This is a genomic window from Brevibacillus sp. LEMMJ03 (genome assembly GCF_007197875.1).
Taxonomy (GTDB): Bacteria; Bacillota; Bacilli; order Brevibacillales; family Brevibacillaceae; genus Brevibacillus; species Brevibacillus thermoruber.
Window position 1 is genome coordinate 290,003 of sequence record NZ_VKJN01000004.1, and the last position, 22,078, is coordinate 312,080.

The 22,078-nt window shown below is 58.6% G+C and carries 19 protein-coding genes and 2 pseudogenes; all 21 read left to right on the plus strand.

Going from position 1 to position 22,078, the window contains the following annotated elements:
• Positions 1-115: 115 nt before the first annotated feature.
• The gene (locus tag FOI68_RS07740) at positions 116-1,369 is read left to right on the plus strand and encodes a M16 family metallopeptidase (protein WP_143862787.1); all 1,254 of its coding nucleotides are present in this window, start codon (positions 116-118) and stop codon (positions 1,367-1,369) included.
• Between the two features lie 131 nt (positions 1,370-1,500).
• Positions 1,501-1,761: a YlmC/YmxH family sporulation protein gene (locus tag FOI68_RS07745; protein ID WP_029099007.1), complete on the plus strand. Its 261-nt coding sequence runs from the start codon at positions 1,501-1,503 to the stop codon at positions 1,759-1,761.
• 136 nt (positions 1,762-1,897) lie between these two features.
• Positions 1,898-2,800 (plus strand): dipicolinate synthase subunit DpsA, encoded by a 903-nt coding sequence (gene dpsA, locus FOI68_RS07750; RefSeq protein WP_029099008.1) that lies wholly within the window; start codon positions 1,898-1,900, stop codon positions 2,798-2,800.
• Entirely contained in the window at positions 2,793-3,392 is a 600-nt protein-coding gene (locus FOI68_RS07755) for a dipicolinate synthase subunit B (protein WP_044898032.1), read from the plus strand. The genes dpsA and FOI68_RS07755 overlap by 8 nt, the downstream gene beginning before the upstream one ends.
• A gap of 32 nt (positions 3,393-3,424) precedes the next feature.
• Positions 3,425-4,465: an aspartate-semialdehyde dehydrogenase gene (locus FOI68_RS07760; protein WP_029099010.1), complete on the plus strand. Its 1,041-nt coding sequence runs from the start codon at positions 3,425-3,427 to the stop codon at positions 4,463-4,465.
• A gap of 11 nt (positions 4,466-4,476) precedes the next feature.
• A complete protein-coding gene (gene dapG / locus FOI68_RS07765) occupies positions 4,477-5,703 on the plus strand; it encodes an aspartate kinase (protein WP_029099011.1) in 1,227 nt (408 codons plus the stop codon).
• A gap of 52 nt (positions 5,704-5,755) precedes the next feature.
• The gene (dapA, locus tag FOI68_RS07770; protein ID WP_029099012.1) at positions 5,756-6,622 is read left to right on the plus strand and encodes a 4-hydroxy-tetrahydrodipicolinate synthase; all 867 of its coding nucleotides are present in this window, start codon (positions 5,756-5,758) and stop codon (positions 6,620-6,622) included.
• Positions 6,623-6,822: 200 nt separating this feature from the next.
• The gene (locus FOI68_RS07775; protein WP_044898034.1) at positions 6,823-8,499 is read left to right on the plus strand and encodes a ribonuclease J; all 1,677 of its coding nucleotides are present in this window, start codon (positions 6,823-6,825) and stop codon (positions 8,497-8,499) included.
• 314 nt (positions 8,500-8,813) lie between these two features.
• A complete protein-coding gene (locus FOI68_RS07780) occupies positions 8,814-9,626 on the plus strand; it encodes a ClpP family protease (RefSeq protein WP_029099014.1) in 813 nt (270 codons plus the stop codon).
• Positions 9,623-9,853, plus strand: coding sequence for a YlzJ-like family protein (locus tag FOI68_RS07785; RefSeq protein WP_029099015.1), 231 nt, complete (start codon positions 9,623-9,625; stop codon positions 9,851-9,853). The genes FOI68_RS07780 and FOI68_RS07785 overlap by 4 nt, the downstream gene beginning before the upstream one ends.
• 106 nt (positions 9,854-9,959) lie before the next feature.
• Positions 9,960-10,638: pseudogene (locus FOI68_RS24345) on the plus strand (DNA translocase FtsK 4TM domain-containing protein); the annotation flags it as partial.
• Positions 10,639-10,949: 311 nt separating this feature from the next.
• Positions 10,950-12,341: pseudogene (locus FOI68_RS24350) on the plus strand (DNA translocase FtsK); the annotation flags it as partial.
• Positions 12,342-12,577: 236 nt separating this feature from the next.
• Entirely contained in the window at positions 12,578-13,303 is a 726-nt protein-coding gene (locus tag FOI68_RS07795; protein ID WP_143862789.1) for a GntR family transcriptional regulator, read from the plus strand.
• Positions 13,304-13,363: 60 nt separating this feature from the next.
• A complete protein-coding gene (locus FOI68_RS07800) occupies positions 13,364-14,416 on the plus strand; it encodes a BMP family lipoprotein (RefSeq protein WP_143862790.1) in 1,053 nt (350 codons plus the stop codon).
• A 121-nt stretch (positions 14,417-14,537) separates the two neighbouring features.
• Complete coding sequence (locus FOI68_RS07805) at positions 14,538-16,052, plus strand: ABC transporter ATP-binding protein (protein WP_176703223.1); 1,515 nt, start codon at positions 14,538-14,540, stop codon at positions 16,050-16,052.
• Positions 16,045-17,115, plus strand: coding sequence for an ABC transporter permease (locus FOI68_RS07810; protein ID WP_035297380.1), 1,071 nt, complete (start codon positions 16,045-16,047; stop codon positions 17,113-17,115). The genes FOI68_RS07805 and FOI68_RS07810 overlap by 8 nt, the downstream gene beginning before the upstream one ends.
• Positions 17,115-18,074, plus strand: a complete 960-nt coding sequence (locus FOI68_RS07815) for an ABC transporter permease (protein WP_035297382.1) — start codon at positions 17,115-17,117, stop codon at positions 18,072-18,074. The genes FOI68_RS07810 and FOI68_RS07815 overlap by 1 nt, the downstream gene beginning before the upstream one ends.
• A gap of 239 nt (positions 18,075-18,313) precedes the next feature.
• Positions 18,314-18,469 carry a CpXC domain-containing protein gene (locus FOI68_RS23360; RefSeq protein ID WP_162836724.1) on the plus strand — a complete coding sequence of 52 codons (156 nt, stop codon included), beginning with the start codon at positions 18,314-18,316 and terminating at the stop codon, positions 18,467-18,469.
• 193 nt (positions 18,470-18,662) lie between these two features.
• Complete coding sequence (gene yfmF / locus FOI68_RS07820; RefSeq protein ID WP_035297384.1) at positions 18,663-19,958, plus strand: EF-P 5-aminopentanol modification-associated protein YfmF; 1,296 nt, start codon at positions 18,663-18,665, stop codon at positions 19,956-19,958.
• 1 nt (position 19,959) lies between these two features.
• On the plus strand, positions 19,960-21,252 hold the full coding sequence (gene yfmH / locus FOI68_RS07825) for an EF-P 5-aminopentanol modification-associated protein YfmH (protein ID WP_143862791.1): 1,293 nt from the start codon (positions 19,960-19,962) through the stop codon (positions 21,250-21,252).
• Positions 21,253-21,261: 9 nt separating this feature from the next.
• Positions 21,262-21,996, plus strand: coding sequence for an elongation factor P 5-aminopentanone reductase (gene ymfI, locus FOI68_RS07830; protein ID WP_143862792.1), 735 nt, complete (start codon positions 21,262-21,264; stop codon positions 21,994-21,996).
• Positions 21,997-22,078 lie beyond the last annotated feature (82 nt).

The following is a 22,078-nucleotide window of genomic DNA, read 5'->3' on the forward strand; positions in this document are numbered from 1 at the left end:
TGCAGGACAATGCGATCATTTATTGTGGAGTCAAGGGAATTTTGCTATAGTTAGACGTGTTTACAAGAAAGTCCCGAAGCGGATAGAGACAGATAGACAACCGAGGAGGATTTCTGTGATACAACGGCATACATGTGAAAACGGTCTGCGGATCGTGACGGAGAAGATTCCTTCCGTGCGTTCCGTTGCACTGGGCATCTGGGTGGGGACCGGTTCCAAATACGAGACAAAACAGGACAACGGGATTTCCCATTTTCTGGAGCACATGTTTTTCAAGGGGACCACATCCCGCTCCGCGAAGGAAATTGCCGAAACATTTGACGAGATTGGCGGCAATGTGAATGCCTTCACCTCCAAGGAGTACACCTGCTACTACGCGCGGGTGCTGGACCAGCATGCCCCGATTGCGCTTGACGTTCTGGCGGACATGTACTTTCACTCCGTATTTGACGAGGAGGAGCTGGAGAAGGAAAAAAACGTGGTGATCGAAGAGATCAGCATGTACGAGGATACCCCGGACGATCTGGTGCACGATCTGATCGCCCGCGCCAGCTTCGCCGACCATCCGCTGGGGTCTTCCATTCTCGGCACGGAAGAGGTGCTGCGGGCGCTCAAGCGGGACGATTTGATCAACTACATTGAACGGCGCTACCTGCCGGCCAATACTGTGGTGACGGTGGCGGGCAATTTTGACGAATCCCTGATCGAAGAAATCAAACGGCGCTTCTCCGCGTTTCAGCGCCAGGCCCCTGCATTTGACGTGGCCCAGCCGGTCTTTGCGGCCAACGCGATTGCCCAGCACAAGGCCACGGAGCAGGCGCACCTCTGCATTTCGCTGCCCAGCTATCCGGTCGGACACGAGGAGATCTACTCGCTGATTCTGCTCAACAACGTGCTCGGCGGCAGCATGAGTTCCCGGCTGTTCCAGGAAATCCGCGAAGAACGCGGGCTCGCCTACTCCGTCTACTCGTACCACTCTTCGTACAAAGAGACGGGAACCTTCACGATCTACACCGGGACGGCGCCGGAGCAGGTCGGGCAAGTCTTTGACATCGTCGCCCACGTTCTGCGGGACGTTGCCGAGAACGGCATTACCGACAAGGAACTGAACAAGGGCAAGGAGCAGTTGAAGGGAAGCCTGATGCTCAGCCTGGAAAGCACCAACAGCCGCATGAGCCGGCTGGGCAAAAACGAGCTGCTGCTGGGGCGCCACCTCAGCCTGGACGAGACCCTCGCCAAGATCGACCGCGTCTCCCACGAGTCGGTCCACGCCGTGGCACGCGAGCTGTTCCGCTCCAAACTGGCGCTGGCGATGGTCAGCCCGCTGGACGGGTTCCCGGCCAATGTGAAAAGCGATATTCTCCTGTAAGAAGGGAAGACGAAAAATCCGGCATAGGCCGGATTTTTTCGTATAAGCATGGTGATGACGGGCTGTTGCCCAAACACGGGAAAGATCCGCCAGTGAAGGCGCGCGGCGGTTCGAACAAAGGGGGAAACGGCATGCGTTTGAGCGAGTTGGGCGGCAAGGAGATCATCGGACTGGACAACGGGGAACGGATGGGCGTGATCGGCGACGCGGATCTGGAGATCAATACGGAGACGGGACAGATCCGTTCGATCATCATCCCGGGAGGCAGCTTTTTCGGCTTGGGGAAACGGCGCGAGGACATCGTGATCCCCTGGGAGGCGATCGTCAAAATCGGTCCCGACATGGTGATCATCCACGTGGACAAGAGGGAGCCGCAAGCCTCCGAAAAGTAGGGGCGGGTGTCACCGAACCCATAAACGGCGAATAGGATGGGGGTAGACCGCAACGATTTCCGTCATCTTTTTCACACGGAAAAACCTTTGCGTTTCGAATCGATTGCAGTAAAATGTGTGGAAAGGGGAACGCAGCATGCTAACGGGCATACATGTTGCCTTTATCGGCGGCGACGCCCGCCAGTTGGAAGTCATCAAGCGGTGCATACAACTGGATGCCAGCGTCACGTTGATTGGCTTTGACAACCTGGAAAGCATCTTCACCGGGGCAACGAAGAGACCATTAACATGCGATGTGTTGCGAGACGTGGACGCCCTCATCCTTCCCGTGGTCGGTACTGATGACGACGGCTACGTGGAGAGCATCTTCTGCTCCAAGCCGCTGCAGCTTTTGGAGGAGCACGCAGCCAGCCTGCAAAAGCACTGCGTCGTGTACACCGGCATGGCGAAGCCCTATCTGAGGAATCTGTTGGCTGCCCAGCAGATTTCGCTGGTGGAACTCTTAGATCGTGATGACGTCGCCATCTACAACTCCATCCCGACGGTGGAGGGAGCGTTGATGATGGCGATTCAACATACTGACATTACGATTCACGGGTCACAGGCCATCGTGCTCGGACTGGGGCGGACAGGCATGTCCATGGCGCGGGCTCTGCATGCGCTGGGAGCCCGCGTGAAGGTGGGGGCAAGGCGTCAGGAACACTTGGCGCGCATTTTTGAAATGGGGCTTACCCCCTTTCATTTCAGCGAATTGAAGCAGCAGGTGAGCAATGCCGATTATATTTTCAACACCGTTCCACAGCTCGTCCTCACAGCGGAAGTGATTGCCCAGATGCCGCAAACGGCGTTTATACTGGACCTGGCGTCGAAGCCGGGGGGCACTGATTTTCGCTATGCCGAAAGACGAGGCATCAAGGCGCTTCTCGCTCCCGGATTGCCTGGAATCGTCGCACCGAAAACCGCCGGAAAGATCATGGCCCAAACGCTGTCTCGTCTGATTGCGGAGCAAACGATCACCAGGGGGAGTCATCATGAGTAAACTGCAGGGAAAGACCATTGGTTTCGGTTTGTCCGGTTCCCACTGCACGTTTGACGAGACGATGCCGCAGATCAAACGGCTGGTGGACGCAGGCGCGAGAGTCGTCCCGATTGTCACGCAGACGATCCTGACGACGGACACGCGCTTCGGCACTTCGGAAAGCTGGCAGCGCAAGCTTGTGGAGATTACGGGGGAAACGCTGATCACCTCGATTCCGGAGGCGGAGCCGCTGGGGCCGTCGAAGCTGCTGGACGTGATGGTGATCGCCCCCTGCACGGGAAGCACGACCAGCCGTCTGGCCAACGCGATCACCGACAGCCCGGTGTTGATGGCAGCCAAGGCGACGATGCGCAACTTGCGGCCGGTCGTCATCGCCATTTCCACCAATGACGGCCTCGGCTTGAACGCAGCCAACATCGCCAAGCTGCTTGCGGCCAAAAACATTTACTTTGTTCCGTTTGGACAGGATGCGCCGGACAAAAAGCCCAATTCGCTTGTCGCCCGCATGGATTTGATCTTGGAGACGTGTGAAGCTGCTTTGGAAGGCCGACAGTTGCAACCCTTGTTAATAGAAAGATACAACTATTCGTAATAGCTGAAATGCGATTTGGAGGAGAGTAAAAGATGGCGAACCAACTGACCTACAACGTCGCTGTGGTCGGCGCGACCGGCGCAGTCGGGCAGCAGATGATCAAGATTCTCGAAGAGCGCGATTTTCCGGTCAAGCAGCTGAAGCTGCTCGCTTCCGGACGTTCCGCCGGCAAGACCGTCCCCTTCAAGGGACAGGAAATCGTCGTGGAAGAGGCGACGCCGGACAGCTTTGCCGGAGTGGATTTTGCCTTGTTCAGCGCCGGTGGGGCGGTCAGCAAGGAGCTGGCTCATCACGCCGTGCGTCACGGTGCCGTGGTGATTGACAACACCAGCGCGTTCCGGATGGACCCGGACGTCCCCCTCGTCGTGCCGGAAGTGAACATGGAGGCCGCGCTCAAGCACAAGGGGATCATTGCCAATCCGAACTGCTCGACGATTCAGATGGTAGCCGCTTTGAAACCCTTGTATGATCGGTATGGAATAGATCGCATCATCGTCTCCACGTATCAGGCTGTATCCGGTGCGGGGGCGTCCGCCATTCAGGAGCTGTTGACGCAGACCCGCGACGTTCTGGACGGCAAGCAGCCGGAGTGCAAGGTGCTGCCTGTCGGCAAGCTGCCGGTGCATCACCCGATCGCCTTTAACGCCATTCCGCAGATCGACGTGTTCACGGACAACGGCTTCACGTACGAAGAGATGAAAATGGTCAACGAGACCAAGAAGATTCTCGGTGACGACAGCGTACAGGTTTCTGCCACGTGCGTGCGCATCCCGGTCGTCTACGGCCACAGCGAAGCCGTCTACGTGGAGCTGAAACAGGACTACGACCTGGTCGAAGTGAAGTCTCTCTTGGAACAGGCGCCTGGCGTCGTGCTGGTTGATCAGCCGGAAGAGCAGCGTTATCCGCTGGCGACGGATGCGGCCGGCAAGCTGGACGTGTTTGTCGGTCGGGTAAGACGCGACCTGCATCATCCCCGCGGACTGCACATGTGGATCGTTTCCGACAACTTGCTCAAAGGTGCGGCTTGGAATACGGTACAAATCGCTGAAGAACTCATCAAAGCACGAGCATAGGGGAGAGGTTTGTGAAAATTCTCGTCCAGAAGTTCGGCGGTTCTTCCCTGACGACGGAAGAGTGCCGAATGAGGGCCATTACGCATATGGAACGAGCGCTCGACGAAGGCTATGCCCTCGTCGTCGTCGTGTCTGCGATGGGCCGCAAAGGCGACCCGTATGCGACCGACACGCTCCTGCAGTTGATTCGCAACAACGGCAACCGTCTGCCCAGCAGGGAGACGGACCTGCTCATGCACACCGGAGAAATCATCTCCGCCACCGTGATGTGCAGCATGTTGAACGCCCGCGGCATCAAGTCCACCATCCTGACGGGCGGGCAGGCAAACATCGTCACGACCGACGAGTTTACCAACGCCCAGATCGAATCGATCGATCCGGGCCGCATCCTCAAGGAGCTGGAAGCGGGGTACGTGGTCATCGTCCCCGGTTTTCAGGGGCGCACGGCCGATTGGGAGATCACCACGCTGGGACGGGGCGGCAGCGACACGACGGCGACTGCGCTCGGTGTCGCCCTCCGCGCCGAAAGGGTGGACATTTTTACGGACGTGAACGGCATCATGACGGCTGATCCGCGCATTGTCGAGGAAGCGCAGCCGCTCAGCACGGTGACGTATACGGAAATTTGCAACATGGCCCACCTGGGGGCAAAAGTGATCCATCCCCGCGCGGTGGAGATCGCGATGCAGGCCAACGTGCCGATTCGGGTGCGCTCCACGTTTTCAGACGACCCCGGCACGCTGGTGACCACCATGCTGGAAATTGACAAGATGGGTTATACTGTACACGACCGTCTGGTGATGGGCATCGCGCACGTGCCGAACATCACGCAGATCAAGGTGGCGAACAAGGACGGAACGTACGACACCCAACTGCAGGTGTTCAAGGCGATGGCCCATCACAACATCAGCGTGGACTTTATCAACGTGAATCCGCTGGGCGTGGCGTACACCGTCCACGACGAGATGAGCGAAAAAGCTGCGCGGATTTTGAACGACATGGGATACGAACCGCAGATTTTGCCGCACTGCGCCAAAGTCTCCGTCATCGGGGCGGGGATTGCCGGCGTTCCCGGTGTAATGGCGCAGATTGTAGAGGCGCTGACGCAGGAAGACATCCAGATCTTGCAGTCGGCCGACTCGCATACGACCATCTGGGTACTGGTGCACGAAACGGACATGGTGCGGGCGGTTCGCGCCCTGCACAAACAGTTCAAGCTGCACATCGGACACATGTAGCACCATTTGCCGCACGGCAGATGGGGAAACAATCGAGGAGGAGTTGGAGGACGTGGCACGTTTTGGCCGACTGGTTACCGCCATGGTGACCCCGTTTACGGAACAATTGCAAATCGACTACGAGAAAACGGAACGACTGATTGACCATCTGCTGTCGACCGGTACGGAAGCGCTGGTGGTCAGCGGGACGACCGGTGAATCGCCGACCCTGACCCGTTCCGAAAAACTGGACTTGTTCCGGCATGTCGTGGCGTACGCGAAAGGCAAATGCCACATTATCGCCGGGACGGGGAGCAACGATACGGCCGCCAGCATCGAATTCACGCAGGAAGTGGAAAAGATCGGCGTGGACGCCGTGATGCTGGTGGCGCCTTACTACAGCCGTCCGTCGCAGGAAGGCTTGTACCGGCACTTCAAGGCGCTGGCTGAAGCTACCAACCTGCCGGTGATGCTGTACAACGTGCCCGGCCGCACCGGCGTCAACATGGCCGCCGAAACCACCGTGCGGTTGGCGCAGCTTCCCAATGTGGTGTGCATCAAGGAAGCGTCCGGCAACCTGTCGCAAATCGCCCGGATTGTCGAGGAGGCGCCCGAAGGATTTGAACTGTACAGCGGGGACGACGCGCTGACGCTGCCGATTCTGTCCGTAGGCGGCGTCGGTGTGGTCAGCGTGGCCAGCCACGTCGTGGGCAGCGAGATGGCGGAGATGATGGCGGCCTTCTTCGGAGGCGACAACGCCAAGGCGGCGGCCCTTCACCGCAAGCTGCTGCCCGTGTTCGAAGGGCTGTTCAAATACCCGAGCCCCGGTCCGACGAAGGCGGCACTGGAGAAGCTGGGCGTGCCGGTGGGCGGCGTTCGCCTGCCGCTGGTGGAGCTCAACGACGAGGAAAAAGCGTTTGTGCATTCGCTGCTGCAATAAACTGGCGGCTGCAGCCAAAAAGCTGTCCCGAAGGCGGAGAAAGCGCCGGACGGGCAGCTTTTTTTGCGTCGTGACACGGGTACAATCTTTTGGTTCATTTTTCTTGTGTTCCGCTTTTGCGTTCGGTTATAATGATACTAAGTGATTTGGGGCGGTTTTTTTGAGTGTAATGGACAACTAAATATAGGAGGTTACACGTTTTGGCAAAATCGAAACACTCTGTTCTCATTTTCGCCCTGGGCGGAGTTGGCGAAATTGGGAAGAACATGTACGTGGTGCAGTGCGATGACGACATCGTGGTCATCGACGCCGGATTAAAATTCCCGGAAGAGGAAATGCTGGGAATTGACATGGTCATTCCGGACATCACGTACCTGGAGGAACATCGTGACAAGGTTCGCGGCATCATTATCACGCACGGACACGAAGATCACATCGGCGGTCTCAGCTATGTGCTCAAACACCTCAATGTGCCCGTTTACGCCACTAAACTTACTCTGGGCCTGATTGAAGCCAAGCTGAAGGAAGCGGGTATCTTGGCGGATACCAAGCGGGTTTTGATCAACAGCGACTCGGAGATTGTTCTCGGCAAGATGAAAGCGACGTTTTTCCGCGTCAACCACAGCATCCCGGACAGCGTCGGGGTTTGCCTGGAGACGCCGGAAGGGTACATCGTGCACACCGGGGACTTCAAGTTTGACCAGACGCCGGTCAACAATCAACAGGCGGATCTGGCAAAGATGGCGATGATCGGCGACCGGGGAGTCCTGTGTCTCTTGTCTGACAGTACCAATGCCGAACGGCCGGGATTCACCGGTTCGGAACGTGCAGTCGGCATGGCGATCAAGGATGTCTTTAGCAAGGCGAGGGGACGCATCATCGTGTCCACCTTTGCGTCCAACGTCCACCGCATTCAGCAGGTGGTGGATGCGGCGCTTCAGTTCAACCGCAAGATTACGGTTGTCGGCCGGAGCATGCAAAACGTCATCAACATCAGCATGGACCTGGGTTACCTGAATGTGCCCGAGGGCTTGTTTGTCGAGACGGATGAAGTAAACAAGCTTCCAGCCGAACAAGTTGTCATTCTCTCCACTGGAAGTCAAGGGGAGCCGATGTCCGCGCTCACCCGGATGGCCCGATCCGCCCATCGGAAAATTGACATCCTTCCAGGGGATACGGTCGTGATTGCCGCGACGCCCATCCCGGGCAACGAAAAATACGTGGCGCGCACGATCGACCAGTTGTACCGCATTGGCGCAGAGGTGATTTACGGCGGTCACGGACCCAGCGGCACCGTCCACGTTTCCGGTCACGGCAGCCAGGAAGAACTGCGGCTGATGCTCAACCTGATGAAACCCAAGTACTTTATCCCCATTCACGGCGAATACCGCATGCTGCGGATGCACGGCATTCTGGCGGAACAAGTGGGCGTTCCGCGGGAGAACATCTTCCTGCTGGACAACGGCGACACGGTGGAGATCTCCGGCGGCAAAGCCCGATACGGTCCGAAAGTACACGCCGGCAACGTGCTGATTGACGGTCTCGGCGTCGGCGACGTCGGCAATATCGTACTGAGAGACCGCAAACTGCTCTCTCAAGATGGCATTCTGGTAGTTGTCGTTACACTCAGCAAACAAAATGGCACGATCCTGTCTGGTCCTGACATCATCTCCCGCGGATTCGTCTATGTGCGTGAATCCGAAGAACTGCTGGACGAGGCGAATCGCATAGTGACCCAAACACTTGTCAAATGCATGGAAGAAAACGTGAACGAGTGGTCTTCCCTGAAAAACAACGTCAAAGAAGCACTGGGGCGCTTCCTGTACGATCAGACGCGCCGCCGTCCGATGATTCTGCCCATCATCATGGAAGTGTAATGCTGCACGTCGAGAAATATTCATGGAACCCTTGATTGATCAAGGGTTCCTTTTGTTTTTGTTGCCCGACAACGAGGGCTTTGACACCCATTTGACAACCGTTCGTACGAAAAAGTCCAGGAAAAATCAAAGGTCCCGTGTTACCACGTATCCTGACCATCCGGCCGTTCATTCAATGGGGTACATGTACAGTCCCGACAGGCCAAAACCGCCGTCATACGTTTGTTTGCCTGCCTTTTCTGCCGCATTTCCAGAAGTGTATCGTTTTCCCTTGCCCAATCCATACTAACGGAGGAAAGCGAGGAGGATGGTTCATGCCAAACCGACGAATAACCGATTACCTGAACCGACCGCCTTTTTCGGGAAGTCAGGACGTCCCCCAGCCGGCACCGGCGGAGCAGCCGCAGCCGGCTACGGCGCCGCCGGCGGAAGCGCCGGGAACCGAGGATCAGAAAAAGAAGGTGCTCGATTCGATTACCCAGCTCGGGCAAACCAATGTCCCGCAGTTGGAGAGCAACATCTACTGCTTGACGATTATCGGGCAGGTGGAGGGGCATATCCAACTGCCGCCGCAAAACAAGACCACCAAATATGAGCACATCATTCCGCAGCTGGTTGCGGCCGAGCAAAACAGCAAGGTGGAAGGAGTGCTGGTGATCCTCAACACCGTGGGCGGCGATGTGGAAGCAGGACTGGCGATCGCGGAGATGGTCTCATCCCTCTCCAAACCCGTCGTCACCCTGGTGCTGGGCGGCGGACACAGCATCGGCGTGCCGATTGCCGTCGCGGGCGACTACTCGTTTATCGCCGAAACCGCGACGATGACGATTCACCCCATCCGCCTGACCGGATTGGTGATCGGCGTGCCGCAAACGTTCGAATACCTGGATAAAATGCAGGATCGGGTGGTCAGTTTTATCGCCCGCCACTCCAAGATTTCGGAAGAGAAGTTTCGCGAGCTGATGCTGCGCACCGGCGAGCTGACCCGCGACATCGGGACCAACGTGATCGGTGCCGATGCGGTCAAATACGGGCTGATTGACGAAGTGGGCGGATTGGGCAAAGCGCTGAAAAAACTGAATGAGCTGATTGAAAAGGCGCGCAGCGGAGAGAAGGTGCTGCAGTGATTTTCTACTCGGTCGTCCCGATGGAAGTGGTGTTCGCCAACATGGAGCAGGTGGAAAAGCGGGAACTGCGCGAACTGCCGCTGGGCGAGGCCACCATGGTAGTAGAACCGACAGGGCCCTACGAGGGCCGGATCGTGCGGCTGATCAGCCCCAACCCCCAGGATTACCTCAATCCGCGCCTGGCTCCCGGCGAGACGGTTCGCTTTCGCCCCGATTGGCACGCCTAAGAAGTCCTGTATTTCTATGAATTTCCTGTGTTATACTAGACATGAACGAACAGCAGCCGAACAGCGGACGGCTGCCTTTTTATGCAGGACAAAAGGAGGCGTGCCATTGAGTAGAAAAGAGAGAAGACAGTCACAAGCGGCATGGGCCTCGGTCGTCAAAGTGGAGCTGTTGGGCCTGGTCGTGATCGTGCTCAGCCTGATCGGCCTGTTGGAGAGCGGCTGGCTGGGGAAAAATGTGCTTGCCTTTTTGTTCCGGTTCGTGGCGGGCTCGTGGGACTTTGTCATCCCGCTGCTTCTGATCGGAATGGCCATCCACATGATGTTTACCCGCAAACCGCCGCGGCTCACCTACCGGGTGCTGGGCATCCTGTTTATCTTCTTGGCGATTTTGACGTGGGACCATCTGATGCTGTACAAGCAGGTTACGGCAGACGGCAAATTCGCCGAACAGAGCATCGTCCGCGTCACGTGGGACCGGCTGTGGCTGGACCACAGCCAGAAGGTGTCCACCACCGGCGTCGGCGGCGGCATGGCTGGAGCGCTCTTTTTTGTCCTGTGCAACAGCCTGGTGGGATTGACCGGGACCGGCCTGATCATCGCCCTGCTGTTTTTGGCCGGCATTATGTTCCTGTTTAACCTTTCGTACGTGGACATCGTGATCTTCATGCGCAACAAGACGGCGCAGCTATACGGCAAGTTGAAGGACTCGGTGAAAGATTCGGTCCAGCTTTTGCAGGAAGAAAGCGAGAAGCGCAAGCAGGAGAAGGAAAAGCGGAAGGCCCGCGAAGAGCGGACCGCCAAAGAGGCGGGGGCCGCTGCCCGGCAGGACGGAGCAGCCGATCCTGCGGCGGAGGCTGCCGATTCCCCGGAGGCGGCGGGACCGTCGGCGGACGGGGAGGAAGCGCTGCCCGTCGCCCCGCTGATCCGCGACTTCACCGAGCGGGTGGCGAGCGAACACGAACAGGAATCCCCCGAATCGGCGGCGCCGCCTGTCCGTCCGCAAGCGGCGCGGGAGATTACGTTCTCGCTGGAAGGCGACGAAGAGATTTTCGGCACGCTGGAAAACGCGGAGGTGCAGCCGGCTGTCCCCTATGTGCTTCCCAACTTGCAGATGCTGGCCCGGCCCAAAGGCTATACGCCGGGCAAGGACGTGGACCACACGTCCAACGCGGCCAAGCTGGTGCAGACGCTGAAAAGCTTCGGCGTCAGCGCGATCGTTTCGGAAGTGCACCGGGGACCGGCCGTTACCCGCTACGAAGTGCAGCCCGCGACCGGCGTGAAAGTGAGCCGGATCGTCAGCCTGACCGACGATTTGGCGCTGGCGCTGGCGGCCAAGGATATCCGCATCGAGGCGCCGATTCCGGGCAAGTCGGCGATCGGCATCGAGGTGCCCAATGCCGAAGTGGCGGTGGTTTCGCTTCGCGAGGTGCTGGAATCGCCGCAGTACCAGGAGGCGCCCGGCAAGCTGACGGTGGCGCTCGGCCGGGACATCTCGGGCGAGCCGATCGTGGCCGACCTGGCGAAAATGCCCCACCTGCTGGTGGCAGGCGCGACCGGCAGCGGCAAATCGGTCTGCATCAACGGATTGATCATGAGCATCCTGTTCCGGGCGAAGCCGGATGAAGTGAAGCTGATGATGGTTGATCCGAAGATGGTCGAGCTGAATGTGTACAACGGGATTCCCCACCTGCTCGCACCGGTGGTGACCGACCCCCGCCGCGCGTCCGTCGCGCTGAAGAAAGTGGTCGCGGAGATGGAGCGGCGCTACAATCTGTTCGCCAAAACGGGCAGCCGCAACATCGAGATGTACAACCAGCAGGCGGAGGGAAGCCCGCTGCCGTACATCGTGGTCATCGTCGACGAGCTGGCGGACCTGATGATGGTGGCGCCGGGAGAAGTGGAAGACGCCATCTGCCGCCTGGCTCAGATGGCCCGTGCGGCCGGCATTCACCTGATTATCGCCACGCAGCGTCCGTCCGTGGACGTCATCACCGGCGTGATCAAGGCGAACATCCCGTCGCGGATTGCCTTTGGCGTTTCGTCCATGGCCGACTCCCGCACCATCCTGGACATGGGCGGGGCGGAAAAACTGCTCGGCCGCGGGGACATGCTCTACCTGCCGATGGGGGCTTCCAAGCCGATTCGCGTGCAGGGGGCGTTCGTCTCCGACAAGGAAGTGGAGGACGTCGTCCGCTTTGTCAAGGAACAGCAGGAAGTCCACTACCAGGAAGAGATGATCCCGGACGAGGTGGCGGACGAGCAGCAGGCCGTTGTGGACGACGAGCTGTACGATCAGGCGGTGCAGATTGTCGTCGAGGCGCAGACCGCATCCGCATCCCTGCTGCAGCGCAGGCTTCGGATCGGCTATACGCGGGCGGCCCGGCTGATCGACATGATGGAAGCGCAGGGGGTCGTCGGCCCGTATGAGGGCAGCAAGCCCCGCGAAGTGCGCATACCGCGTCCGGCCCAGGAGAGCAGCATCTCCTGAGCCGGGCGTTTCTTTTTCATCTGCCGGATTGGAACTTCAAATGAGCGGTCGCTCAGTCGCTGCCTGAAAACGCAAAAACTGGCAGGAGACTTCTGAAAATTTATATTGCATGATACCTGCCCCTACGGTACAATTTTTACGGGATTCAAGGAAATTGTTGTTATCGTTGCGTGTGAATCAGAGGTCTGACGTCCTACCTGTTGGGATGGCTGAAGGGTAAGCAGGAGTGAAGGTGGATGAGCATCAAGGGGAATTTCCGGTCGCTGAGCCTCTTGGTCATGGACAAGATCAAGAGCAATATTGATTCCGGGGAGCTAAAACCCGGCGAACGTCTCCCTTCCGAAGCCGAGCTGTCAAAACAGTTGGGTGTGAGTCGGGCGACGCTGCGGGAAGCGCTTCGCCTTCTCGAAGAAGAGAAAATCGTGATCCGTCGTCACGGGGTCGGCACGTTTATCAATTCCCGTCCTGTTTTTTCCGGCGGGATTGGGGAACTCTTTAGTGTGACGGACGCGATTGAGCGGCAGGGGTACAAGGCGGGGACGATCATTCTCCGCACCGCGTTCGGCGAGCCTGGCGAGGAAGAGCGCAAACGGCTGTCCCTCAATCCGGGCGAAGGCGTGCTCATGGTGGAGCGCATTCGCACGGCGGACGGCGACCCGGTCGTCTACTGCTTTGACCGCATCCCGGCCCACCTGGTGCCCGGAGGCTACACGGCAGAGGGCGAGTCCATCTTCAACTGGCTGGAGAGCAAAACGGGCCTGCGCATCGCGTATGCAGTGGCTCACATCGAACCGCTGGGCTACTCTGAAAAGGTTTCCAATCTGCTGCGGTGCGACAAAAACGCGACGCTGCTCCTGCTGAAACAGATTCACTACGACGAGAGTGAACGGCCCGTGCTTTATTCCCACAATTATTTCCGGGCGGACAAGATTCACTTTCACGTCGTGCGCAGACGGCTCTAACAAGCGGGGGAAACCTCGCACAACAATTTCATTCCATTTAAAAACAGGGGGTATTCCGGCATGAAAAAGGTACTTTCCGTCCTCTCCGTGGCAGCCCTCAGCCTTTCGCTTGTCCTGGCTGGGTGCGGCGGAAAAACAGAAGGACAGCAAGGAGCGGCCAACCAAGGGGAAGGCCAGGCGGCTGCGCCGAACGCGAGAATCGGCATGGTGACCGACGTGGGCGGTGTGAACGACAACTCCTTCAACCAGAGCGCGTGGGAAGGTCTGCAAAAACTGCAAAAAGACCTCAACCTCCCGGAAGAAAACGTAAACTACCTCCAGTCCACCAGTGACGCCGACTACATCCCGAACCTGACCCAGTTCGTCAAGGACAAATGGGATCTGACCTGGGGGATCGGCTTCCTGATGGGCGACCACGTGAAAAAAGTGGCTTCCGAAAACCCGGACGCCAAACTGGCGATCATTGACGCCGAAGTGGACGCGCCGAACGTGGAATCCGTCCTGTTCAAAGAGCATGAAGGTTCCTTCCTGGTTGGCGTGGTAGCCGCGAAAATGAGCAAAACGAAAAAGGTCGGCTTTGTCGGCGGGATGGAAATTCCGGTGATCAAGCGCTTTGAAGCCGGCTTCGAAGCAGGCGTGAAGGCCGTCGATCCGAGCGTTCAGGTCGTGAAGGTGTACACCGCCGCATTCGACAAACCGGACCAGGGCAAATCCACCGCGTCGCAAATGTACGACCAGGGCGTTGACATCATCTTCCACGCGTCCGGCGCGACCGGCGACGGCGTGTTCAACGAAGCCAAGGCTCGCAAGGCCAAAGGCCAACAGGTTTGGGTAATCGGCGTGGACAAGGACCAGTCCCTGACCTTCGGCGACGACATCACCCTCACCTCCATGGTGAAGCGCGTGGACGAAGCCGTATACCGCGTGTCCAAAGACGTCATCGACGGCAAATTCAAAGGCGGCATCGTATGGCTTGGTCTGAAGGAAAACGGCGTAGGCCTGGCCGACACCTCCAACAAGAACGTGCCGGCAGACGTGCTGAAGCTGGTTGACGAGTACAAGCAAAAAATCGTAAACGGCGAGATCAAGGTTCCTGAAACACCTCAACAGTAACCCACAGCAGGCTGCACACGGACAAGGCTAGTTCGAGCAACTAGCCTTGTTCTTTACCTTCAAACTAAGACCCACAAAAACGGGGGGAACATGGTTGAATTCGGTACAGACAGTTGTTGAAATGCGCGGGATTACCAAGCGCTTTCCCGGCATCGTCGCAAACGACAACATCAACCTGGTCGTGAAAAAAGGCGAAATCCACGCCCTCCTGGGGGAGAACGGCGCGGGGAAGTCCACGTTGATGAACATCTTGTTTGGCTTGTATCAACCGGATGAGGGAGAAATCCTCATCAACGGGAAACCGGTACACATCACGAGTCCCAACGTCGCGAACGAACTGGGCATCGGCATGGTGCACCAACATTTCATGCTTGTGGAAACCTTTACGGTCACTGAAAACATTGTGTTAGGAAACGAACCGAAAAACGGGTTGCAGATAGATATTCGCCGAGCGGTCAAGGAAGTGGAGGAGCTTTCCCGCAAGTACGGGCTGAAAGTGGATCCCACTGCCAAAATTGCCGATATTTCCGTAGGCATGCAGCAGCGGGTGGAGATTTTGAAAACGCTTTACCGCGGGGCGGACATCCTCATTTTTGACGAGCCGACCGCCGTCCTGACCCCGCAGGAGATTCAGGAACTGATCGAGATCATGCACAATCTGGTAAAAGAGGGCAAGACGATCATCCTGATCACCCACAAGTTGAAGGAGATCATGGCCGTCTGCGACGCGGTCACGATCATTCGCCGGGGCAAGGTGATCGATTCGGTCGCCGTCAAGGATACCAACCCGGACGAGTTGGCCGCCAAGATGGTGGGGCGCGAGGTTACGTTCAAAGTGGACAAGCAGCCGCCGCAGCCGAAAGAGGTCATCCTCTCCGTCGAGAACGTCACCGCCATGGGCAACCGCGGCGTCAACGCGCTGAACGGCATCTCGTTTGAAGTGCGCGCCGGGGAGATCCTCGGCATCGCCGGCGTGGACGGCAACGGCCAAAGCGAACTGATCGAGGTGCTGACCGGACTGCGCAAGGCTTCCGGCGGACGGATCCTCTTGAAGGGCCAGGACATTACCAACCGGCTGCCGCGGGAAATCTCGGAAGCGGGCCTGTCCCACATTCCGGAAGACCGGCACAAGCGCGGGCTGGTGCTCGACTTTACCATGAGCGAAAACATGGTGCTGGAGACGTACTTCCACCCGCGGTTCAACAAAAACGGCTTCCTGGACTACGCGGCGATTGACAAGCACGCATCCAGACTGATCGAGGAGTTCGACGTCCGCACGCCGAGCATCCACACCAAGGCACGAGCGCTTTCCGGCGGCAACCAGCAGAAGGCAATCATCGCCCGCGAAGTGGACAAGGACCCGGATCTTTTGATCGCGGCGCAGCCGACGCGTGGGTTGGACGTGGGGGCCATCGAGTTTATCCACAAACGGCTCGTGGAGCAGCGCGACAAGGGCAAGGCCGTGCTGCTGATTTCGCTCGAACTGGACGAGGTAATCAACGTATCCGACCGGATTGCGGTCATTTACGAGGGACAGATTGTCGGCATTGTCGACGCCAAGTCGACGACCGAACAAGAACTGGGCTTGATGATGTCCGGCGGAAAACGGATGCAAGGAGGAGGAAGCGATGAATAGAGTGATTGCTGTTTTTACCAAGGAATCGTTCCTCGTCCCGGCAGCAGCTATCATTCTTGGATTATTGACCGGAGCCGTCGCCATGCTCGCGGGGGGATTCAACCCGATCAAGGCGTACGCGTCCCTTGTGGAAAAGGTATTCGGCAGTTCGTACAACTTCGGTGAGACGATCCGCCAGATCACGCCGCTGATCTTTACGGGCCTGTCCGTGGCGTTTGCTTTCCGCACCGGCCTGTTCAACATCGGGGCGGAGGGGCAGTTCATCATGGGGATGATCGCCTCTACGGCGGTGGGCATTTCCCTGGATCTCCCGGCGTACATTCACGCGCCGCTCGCCGTGCTGGCCGGTGCGCTGGCAGGGGGCCTGTGGGGAGCCATCGCCGGCTACCTGAAAGCGGCCCGGGGCGTCAACGAGGTCATCACGACCATCATGCTGAACTGGATTGCCCTCTACTTCGCCAACTACATTCTGAACGCTTTCTTCGTGCCGGCGGGACAGCAGCGTTCCGAGATGATCAAGGATTCCGCCTCCATCACGATCGGCTGGCTGTCACAGATGTTTGACAGCGCCCGGCTGCACTGGGGGACGCTGCTGGCCGTGCTCGCCGCCGTCTTTTTCTACGTCGTCCTGTGGAAGACCAAGACCGGTTTCGAACTGCGCGCGGTCGGCCTGAACCCGCACGCGTCCGAGTACGCCGGAATGAACGTCAACCGCAACGTGGTCAACGCCATGTTTATCGGCGGGATGTTCGCCGGCATCGGCGGCGCATGCGAGATCCTGGGCGTGTCTCACTACCAGGCTGTCATGGCGGGCATGCCGGGGTACGGCTTTGACGGAATCGCCGTCGCCCTGATCGGCGGCAACAACCCGTTGGGCGTCGTCCTGGCAGCGATTCTGTTCGGCATGCTGACGTTCGGCGCGGCCGGCATGAAGTTTGGCGCCGGCGTTCCGGTCGAGCTGATTCGCGTCGTGATCGCGTCCGTCATCTTCTTCGTGGCTGCTCACGGCATCGTGAAAGTCTTCCTGAAGCCTATTCTGAAGAAAAAGGAGGGTGGAAACTGATGGATTGGGGCATGATCCTCAGCAACCTGGTTCACGATACCATCGTGTTTTCCACTGCCTTGATTTTTGCCGCGCTGGGCGGCATGTACTCGGAGCGTTCCGGGGTCGTCAACATCGCGCTGGAAGGGATGATGATCATCGGGGCGTTTACCGGTGCCGTGGTCACCTTCTTTGCGCAGGACGCGTTCGGCAGCGGCGCGCCGTGGGTGGGCTTTGCCGCCGCGATCGTGGCCGGTGCGATTTTCGCCCTGCCGCACGCGGTCGCCTCGATCACGTTCAAGGCCGACCAGGTGGTCAGCGGCGTTGCGCTGAACTTCCTGGCCGCGGGGTTGTCCGTCTACCTGACCAAGATCATCTTCCACGGTGCGGGTCAAACCACGACGCTCTCCCACGTGTTCGGCAAATGGCACATTCCGCTGTTGGCCGACATCCCGTATGTGGGACACGCGCTGTTCGAAGGGTATCCGACCAGCTTTATCGCGTTTGCGCTGGTGGCTCTCTCCTGGTACGTGCTGTTCAAAACGCCGTTCGGTCTGCGGCTGCGGGCGGTCGGTGAGCATCCGCGCGCCGCGGACACCGTCGGCATCAACGTCAAGCGCATGCGCTACACCGCGGTCATGATCAGCGGCGCCCTGGCGGCGATGGGCGGCGCGACGATCGCCCTGACCACGACCAGCAACTTCTCCCACAACACGGTGTCCGGCCAAGGATTCATCGCGCTGGCTGCCTTGATTTTCGGGAAGTGGCATCCGGCCGGCGCGATGGGCGCGGCGCTGTTCTTCGGGGTGGCGCAGGCGATCAAGTCGCTGGTGCAGATCTTCGGTCTGACCCAATACGTTCCGACCGGATTCATCTACATGCTTCCGTACATTTTGACCATCCTGGTCCTGGCGGGCGTGGTCGGCCGTTCGAGCGCACCCGCCGCACTGGGCAAGCCGTACGAGACCGGCTCCCGCTAATAAAACTCGATCATGCGTCTGGAACCTGGCGCTCTCCCTCCGCGGTCGTGCTCTCGCCAAACCGCGCAGGGGGAGAGGAGCGATTCGCCGTTTGTGGAAACGGCGGTCGGTCTCTTGCCCGGACTTCCGGGCGCTTTTTTGTTGGAACGCGAACGATCAGCGGATGCGTCCGCGTAATCCCGAGGGAGATTGGGGCACACTACACGGAGGAAGCACTTCTTCATAAAGGAGGACGTCTGATGTGGACCTGCCCCTACTGCGGCGGCACCCACGGCCTGCCGTTTCACGACAGCCAACTGGACGGGATGCTCTGCCTGGAACCCGACTGCGGCCGCTTTGTCGAAAGCAATGCGGACCCCGACGATCTCAGCGAGTGGGATGACACCGATCTGTAGCGAAACGGGAGCGGGACCCGTTCTTTTGCAGTGGTAGGCATCGGCCGGGGTGCATACAGTAACAGAAGAGATCATTTTCACGGCGAAAAGGCGGAGACGGTACGGTCCCGCCTTTTCTCGTCTGCTTTGCTGAACGGCCTGCCAATTGGTTACAATAGAAGAGATCAAGCCGACGGAGAAGGGAGAATGGGATATGAGCGAGCAGCGGAATGAGATTGCGTTTCACACCTCCTCAGTCAACGGAATCCATGTACATATCCTGCCGACTGCCAAATTCAAGACCACGACCATCGTGACTATGATCGAACAGGAACTGTCCGAAGCGCACGTGACCAAGACGGCGCTCCTGGCCATGGTAATGAAGCGGGCAACCGCCCGATTCCCCGAGACCAAGCAGCTTCGCGAACATCTGGACTATCTCTACGGAGCGATTTTCGACGTGGACGTGGTGAAAAAGGGAGAGCGGCAGATCCTCCAGATCTACATGGAAGTGCCGAACGAGAAGTACCTTTCGCAAGAGACGTCCCTCTTGGACCAGGCGATTCGCTTCGTCGGCGACGTGCTGACCCGCCCCTATCTGGAAGGGGAAGCGTTTGCCGAAAAGTACGTCGCCCAGGAAAAAGAGACGCTGCGCAAGCGGATCGAGAGCCTGATTGACGACAAGATGAAGTACGCCAACCAGCGGGTGACGGCGGAGATGTGCAAAGGGGAGCCGTTCGCCCTGCTCGCCCAGGGGCGGACCGAGGATCTGCCGTCCATTACGGGGGCGGAGCTGTACCGCTATTTCCGCGAGATCACGTCGCGCAATCCGATCGACATCTTCGTGGTCGGGGACGTGCAGCGGGCGGAAGTGGAGGAGGCGATCAGCACCCATGTGACCCCGGATCGGGCGGAGGTGATAACGTTCCCGCCGACCAACGCCACCAAACAAGTGACCCAGGCGCGGGAAGTCATCGAGCGGCTCGATGTCAGCCAGGCGAAACTGAACATCGGCTGCCGGACGCAGATTTCCTACAAGGACGACGATTACCCGGCGCTCCTGGTCTACAACGGCGTGCTGGGCGGTTTTCCCCATTCCAAACTGTTTGTCAACGTCCGTGAAAAGGCGAGTCTGGCTTACTACGCCGTCTCCCGGCTGGAGAGCCACAAAGGCATCCTGATGATGATGTCCGGCATCGACGTAAACAACTACCGGCGGGCTGTCGACATCATCAAGGAACAGTTGGAGCTGATGCGGCAGGGAAGCATCACCGCCGGAGAACTGGAGCAGACAAAAGCCACGCTGACCAACCAGTTCCGCGAACTGCTGGACAGCGCCCGGATGATGATCGACTTTGCCTACAACGGCGTGCTCAGCGGGCGGAAACGGCAGTTGAACGAACTGCTGAACGAGATCAACGGTGTGACGGTGGACGACATCAAGCGCGTGGCGGAACGCGTCGCGATCGATACCATCTATCTCTTGCGGGACAAAAAGGGGGATGTGTAACATGCAGACCACCGTGTTTGAACAGGTGAACGAAACCGTTTATCACGAGAAACTGCCGAACGGCCTGCAGGTGTACCTGGTGCCCAAGCAGGGATTCAGCAAGACGTACGCCGTTTTTACCACGCGATACGGCTCCGTCGACAGCCATTTTCGCACCCGCAGCGGGGAAGAGGTGCACGTGCCGGACGGGATCGCTCATTTTCTGGAACATAAAATGTTTGAGAAAAAGGACCGGGATGTCATGCACGAGTTCAGCAAGAACGGCGCCTCCTGCAACGCCTTCACCAGCTTCAACCGCACGGCGTACCTGTTTTCCTGCACCGACAAGCTGGAGGCCAACCTGAATCTGCTGCTGGATTACGTGCAGGAACCGTACTTTTCCGACGCCAGCGTGGAAAAGGAAAAAGGCATCATCGGCCAGGAAATCACCATGTACGACGACAACCCGGACTGGAAAGTGTACATGAATCTCCTGAAAGCCATGTATCAGCGGTATCCGATCAACATCGAGATCGCCGGCACGATTGACTCTATCTCCAAGATCACCAAGGAGATGCTGTACCAGTGCTACGAAACGTTTTACCATCCGGCCAACATGCTGCTGTTGGTGGTGGGGTCGTTTGAGCCGGAAGCAGTCATGGGCTTGATCCGGAACAATCAGGCCGCCAAGGAGTTCCCGCCCGCGCCGAAGATCGAACGCATCTTTCCGGAAGAGCCGGCGGAAGTGGCCAAGCAGCGCATCGAACATCATCTGCCCGTGGGGATGCCCAAATGCATGATCGGCTTCAAGGAAAAACAAAGCGGTTTGTCCGGAGAGGCCTTGTTAAAACGGGAGCTTGCCACTAAACTGTTGTTGGACATCGCGTTTGGCACCAGCTCCGCCCTCTACCAGAAATGGTACGACAGCGGGCTGATCACGGAGAATTTCGACGTCGACTACAGCGGCGAACAGGACTACGGCTACTCCATTATCGGCGCCGACACTCCCGATCCCGACCGCTTGGCCGAAGAAGTCAAGCAGGGAATCGCGGCGTTGAAGCAGTCGGGCATCGCGCAGGACGATTTTGAACGCGCCAAGCGGAAAAAAATCGGCCAGTTTTTGCGCTCGCTCAATTCCGTGGAGTTTATCGCCAACCAGTTTACCAGCTACAAATTCAACGGCAGCGACCTCTTCTCCGTGGTGCCGGCGCTGGAGTCGATCACCCGCGAAGACGTGGAGGAACGCTTGAGGGAGCACTTTCTGCCGGAACAAATGTCCATCTCGATCGTTCGTTCCGCTTCGCCGCAGGAGTAGTGAACGCACATGAACCCACAGACGCCTTGGGCGTTGGTGACAGGGGCGTCCGGCGAGATCGGCCGCGCCATCAGCCTGGCGTTGGCCGCGTCGGGCGTCCCGCTTTACCTGCATTACCATCAATCCTACGACAAGCTGGAGCCGGTGCTGAACGAATGCCGGGCGCGGGGCGTCCCCGCGTATGCCCTGCAGGCCGACCTGCGCGACGTGGGGCAGATCACCGCCATGTTTCAGGCCATGCCCGTTGCCCCGCTGCTGCTCGTCAACAACGCGTCGGCGGATCACGTCGGTCTTTTTACCGATGTGTCGCCCGAAATGTTTGACGAGCTGGTGGCGCTCAACGTCCGCTCCGCCTATTTCGTGACGCAGGCGGCGTTGGGCGCGATGCTTCGGGAGCGGTACGGCCGGATCGTCAACATCTCCTCCGTCTGGGGCCTGACGGGCGGCTCCTGCGAAGTGCTCTACTCGCTCACCAAGGGGGCCGTCAACGCCTTTACCAAAGCGCTGGCCAAAGAGCTTGCCCCCAACGGCATCACCGTAAACGCGGTGGCGCCGGGAGCGATTCAGGGCGGCATGATGGAGCGGTTTTCTCCCGAGGAACTGGAAATGATCGCCGCCGAGATCCCAGCGGGCCGTCTGGGCACGCCGGCGGAGGTGGCTGCGGTCGTCCGCTTTTTGCTGATGGCAGAGGCGAGCTACCTGACCGGTCAGATCATCAGTCCCAACGGTGGCTGGTACGCCTGAGACGGCATGCATAATTCCCTCCTGATGATGGCATTCTACCAATATACGGGCACAAACCTGTCCGTAACGCACAGAAGGAGGG

Coding starts and splice junctions, on each gene's coding strand:
- FOI68_RS07745 (WP_029099007.1), top strand. CDS start 1,501: ATGCGTTTGAGCGAGTTGGGCGGCAAGGAGATCATCGGACTGGACAAC.
- dpsA (WP_029099008.1), top strand. CDS start 1,898: ATGCTAACGGGCATACATGTTGCCTTTATCGGCGGCGACGCCCGCCAG.
- FOI68_RS07755 (WP_044898032.1), top strand. CDS start 2,793: ATGAGTAAACTGCAGGGAAAGACCATTGGTTTCGGTTTGTCCGGTTCC.
- FOI68_RS07760 (WP_029099010.1), top strand. CDS start 3,425: ATGGCGAACCAACTGACCTACAACGTCGCTGTGGTCGGCGCGACCGGC.
- FOI68_RS07780 (WP_029099014.1), top strand. CDS start 8,814: ATGCCAAACCGACGAATAACCGATTACCTGAACCGACCGCCTTTTTCG.
- FOI68_RS07795 (WP_143862789.1), top strand. CDS start 12,578: ATGAGCATCAAGGGGAATTTCCGGTCGCTGAGCCTCTTGGTCATGGAC.
- FOI68_RS07800 (WP_143862790.1), top strand. CDS start 13,364: ATGAAAAAGGTACTTTCCGTCCTCTCCGTGGCAGCCCTCAGCCTTTCG.
- FOI68_RS07805 (WP_176703223.1), top strand. CDS start 14,538: ATGCGCGGGATTACCAAGCGCTTTCCCGGCATCGTCGCAAACGACAAC.
- FOI68_RS07810 (WP_035297380.1), top strand. CDS start 16,045: ATGAATAGAGTGATTGCTGTTTTTACCAAGGAATCGTTCCTCGTCCCG.
- FOI68_RS07815 (WP_035297382.1), top strand. CDS start 17,115: ATGGATTGGGGCATGATCCTCAGCAACCTGGTTCACGATACCATCGTG.
- FOI68_RS23360 (WP_162836724.1), top strand. CDS start 18,314: ATGTGGACCTGCCCCTACTGCGGCGGCACCCACGGCCTGCCGTTTCAC.
- yfmF (WP_035297384.1), top strand. CDS start 18,663: ATGAGCGAGCAGCGGAATGAGATTGCGTTTCACACCTCCTCAGTCAAC.
- yfmH (WP_143862791.1), top strand. CDS start 19,960: ATGCAGACCACCGTGTTTGAACAGGTGAACGAAACCGTTTATCACGAG.
- ymfI (WP_143862792.1), top strand. CDS start 21,262: ATGAACCCACAGACGCCTTGGGCGTTGGTGACAGGGGCGTCCGGCGAG.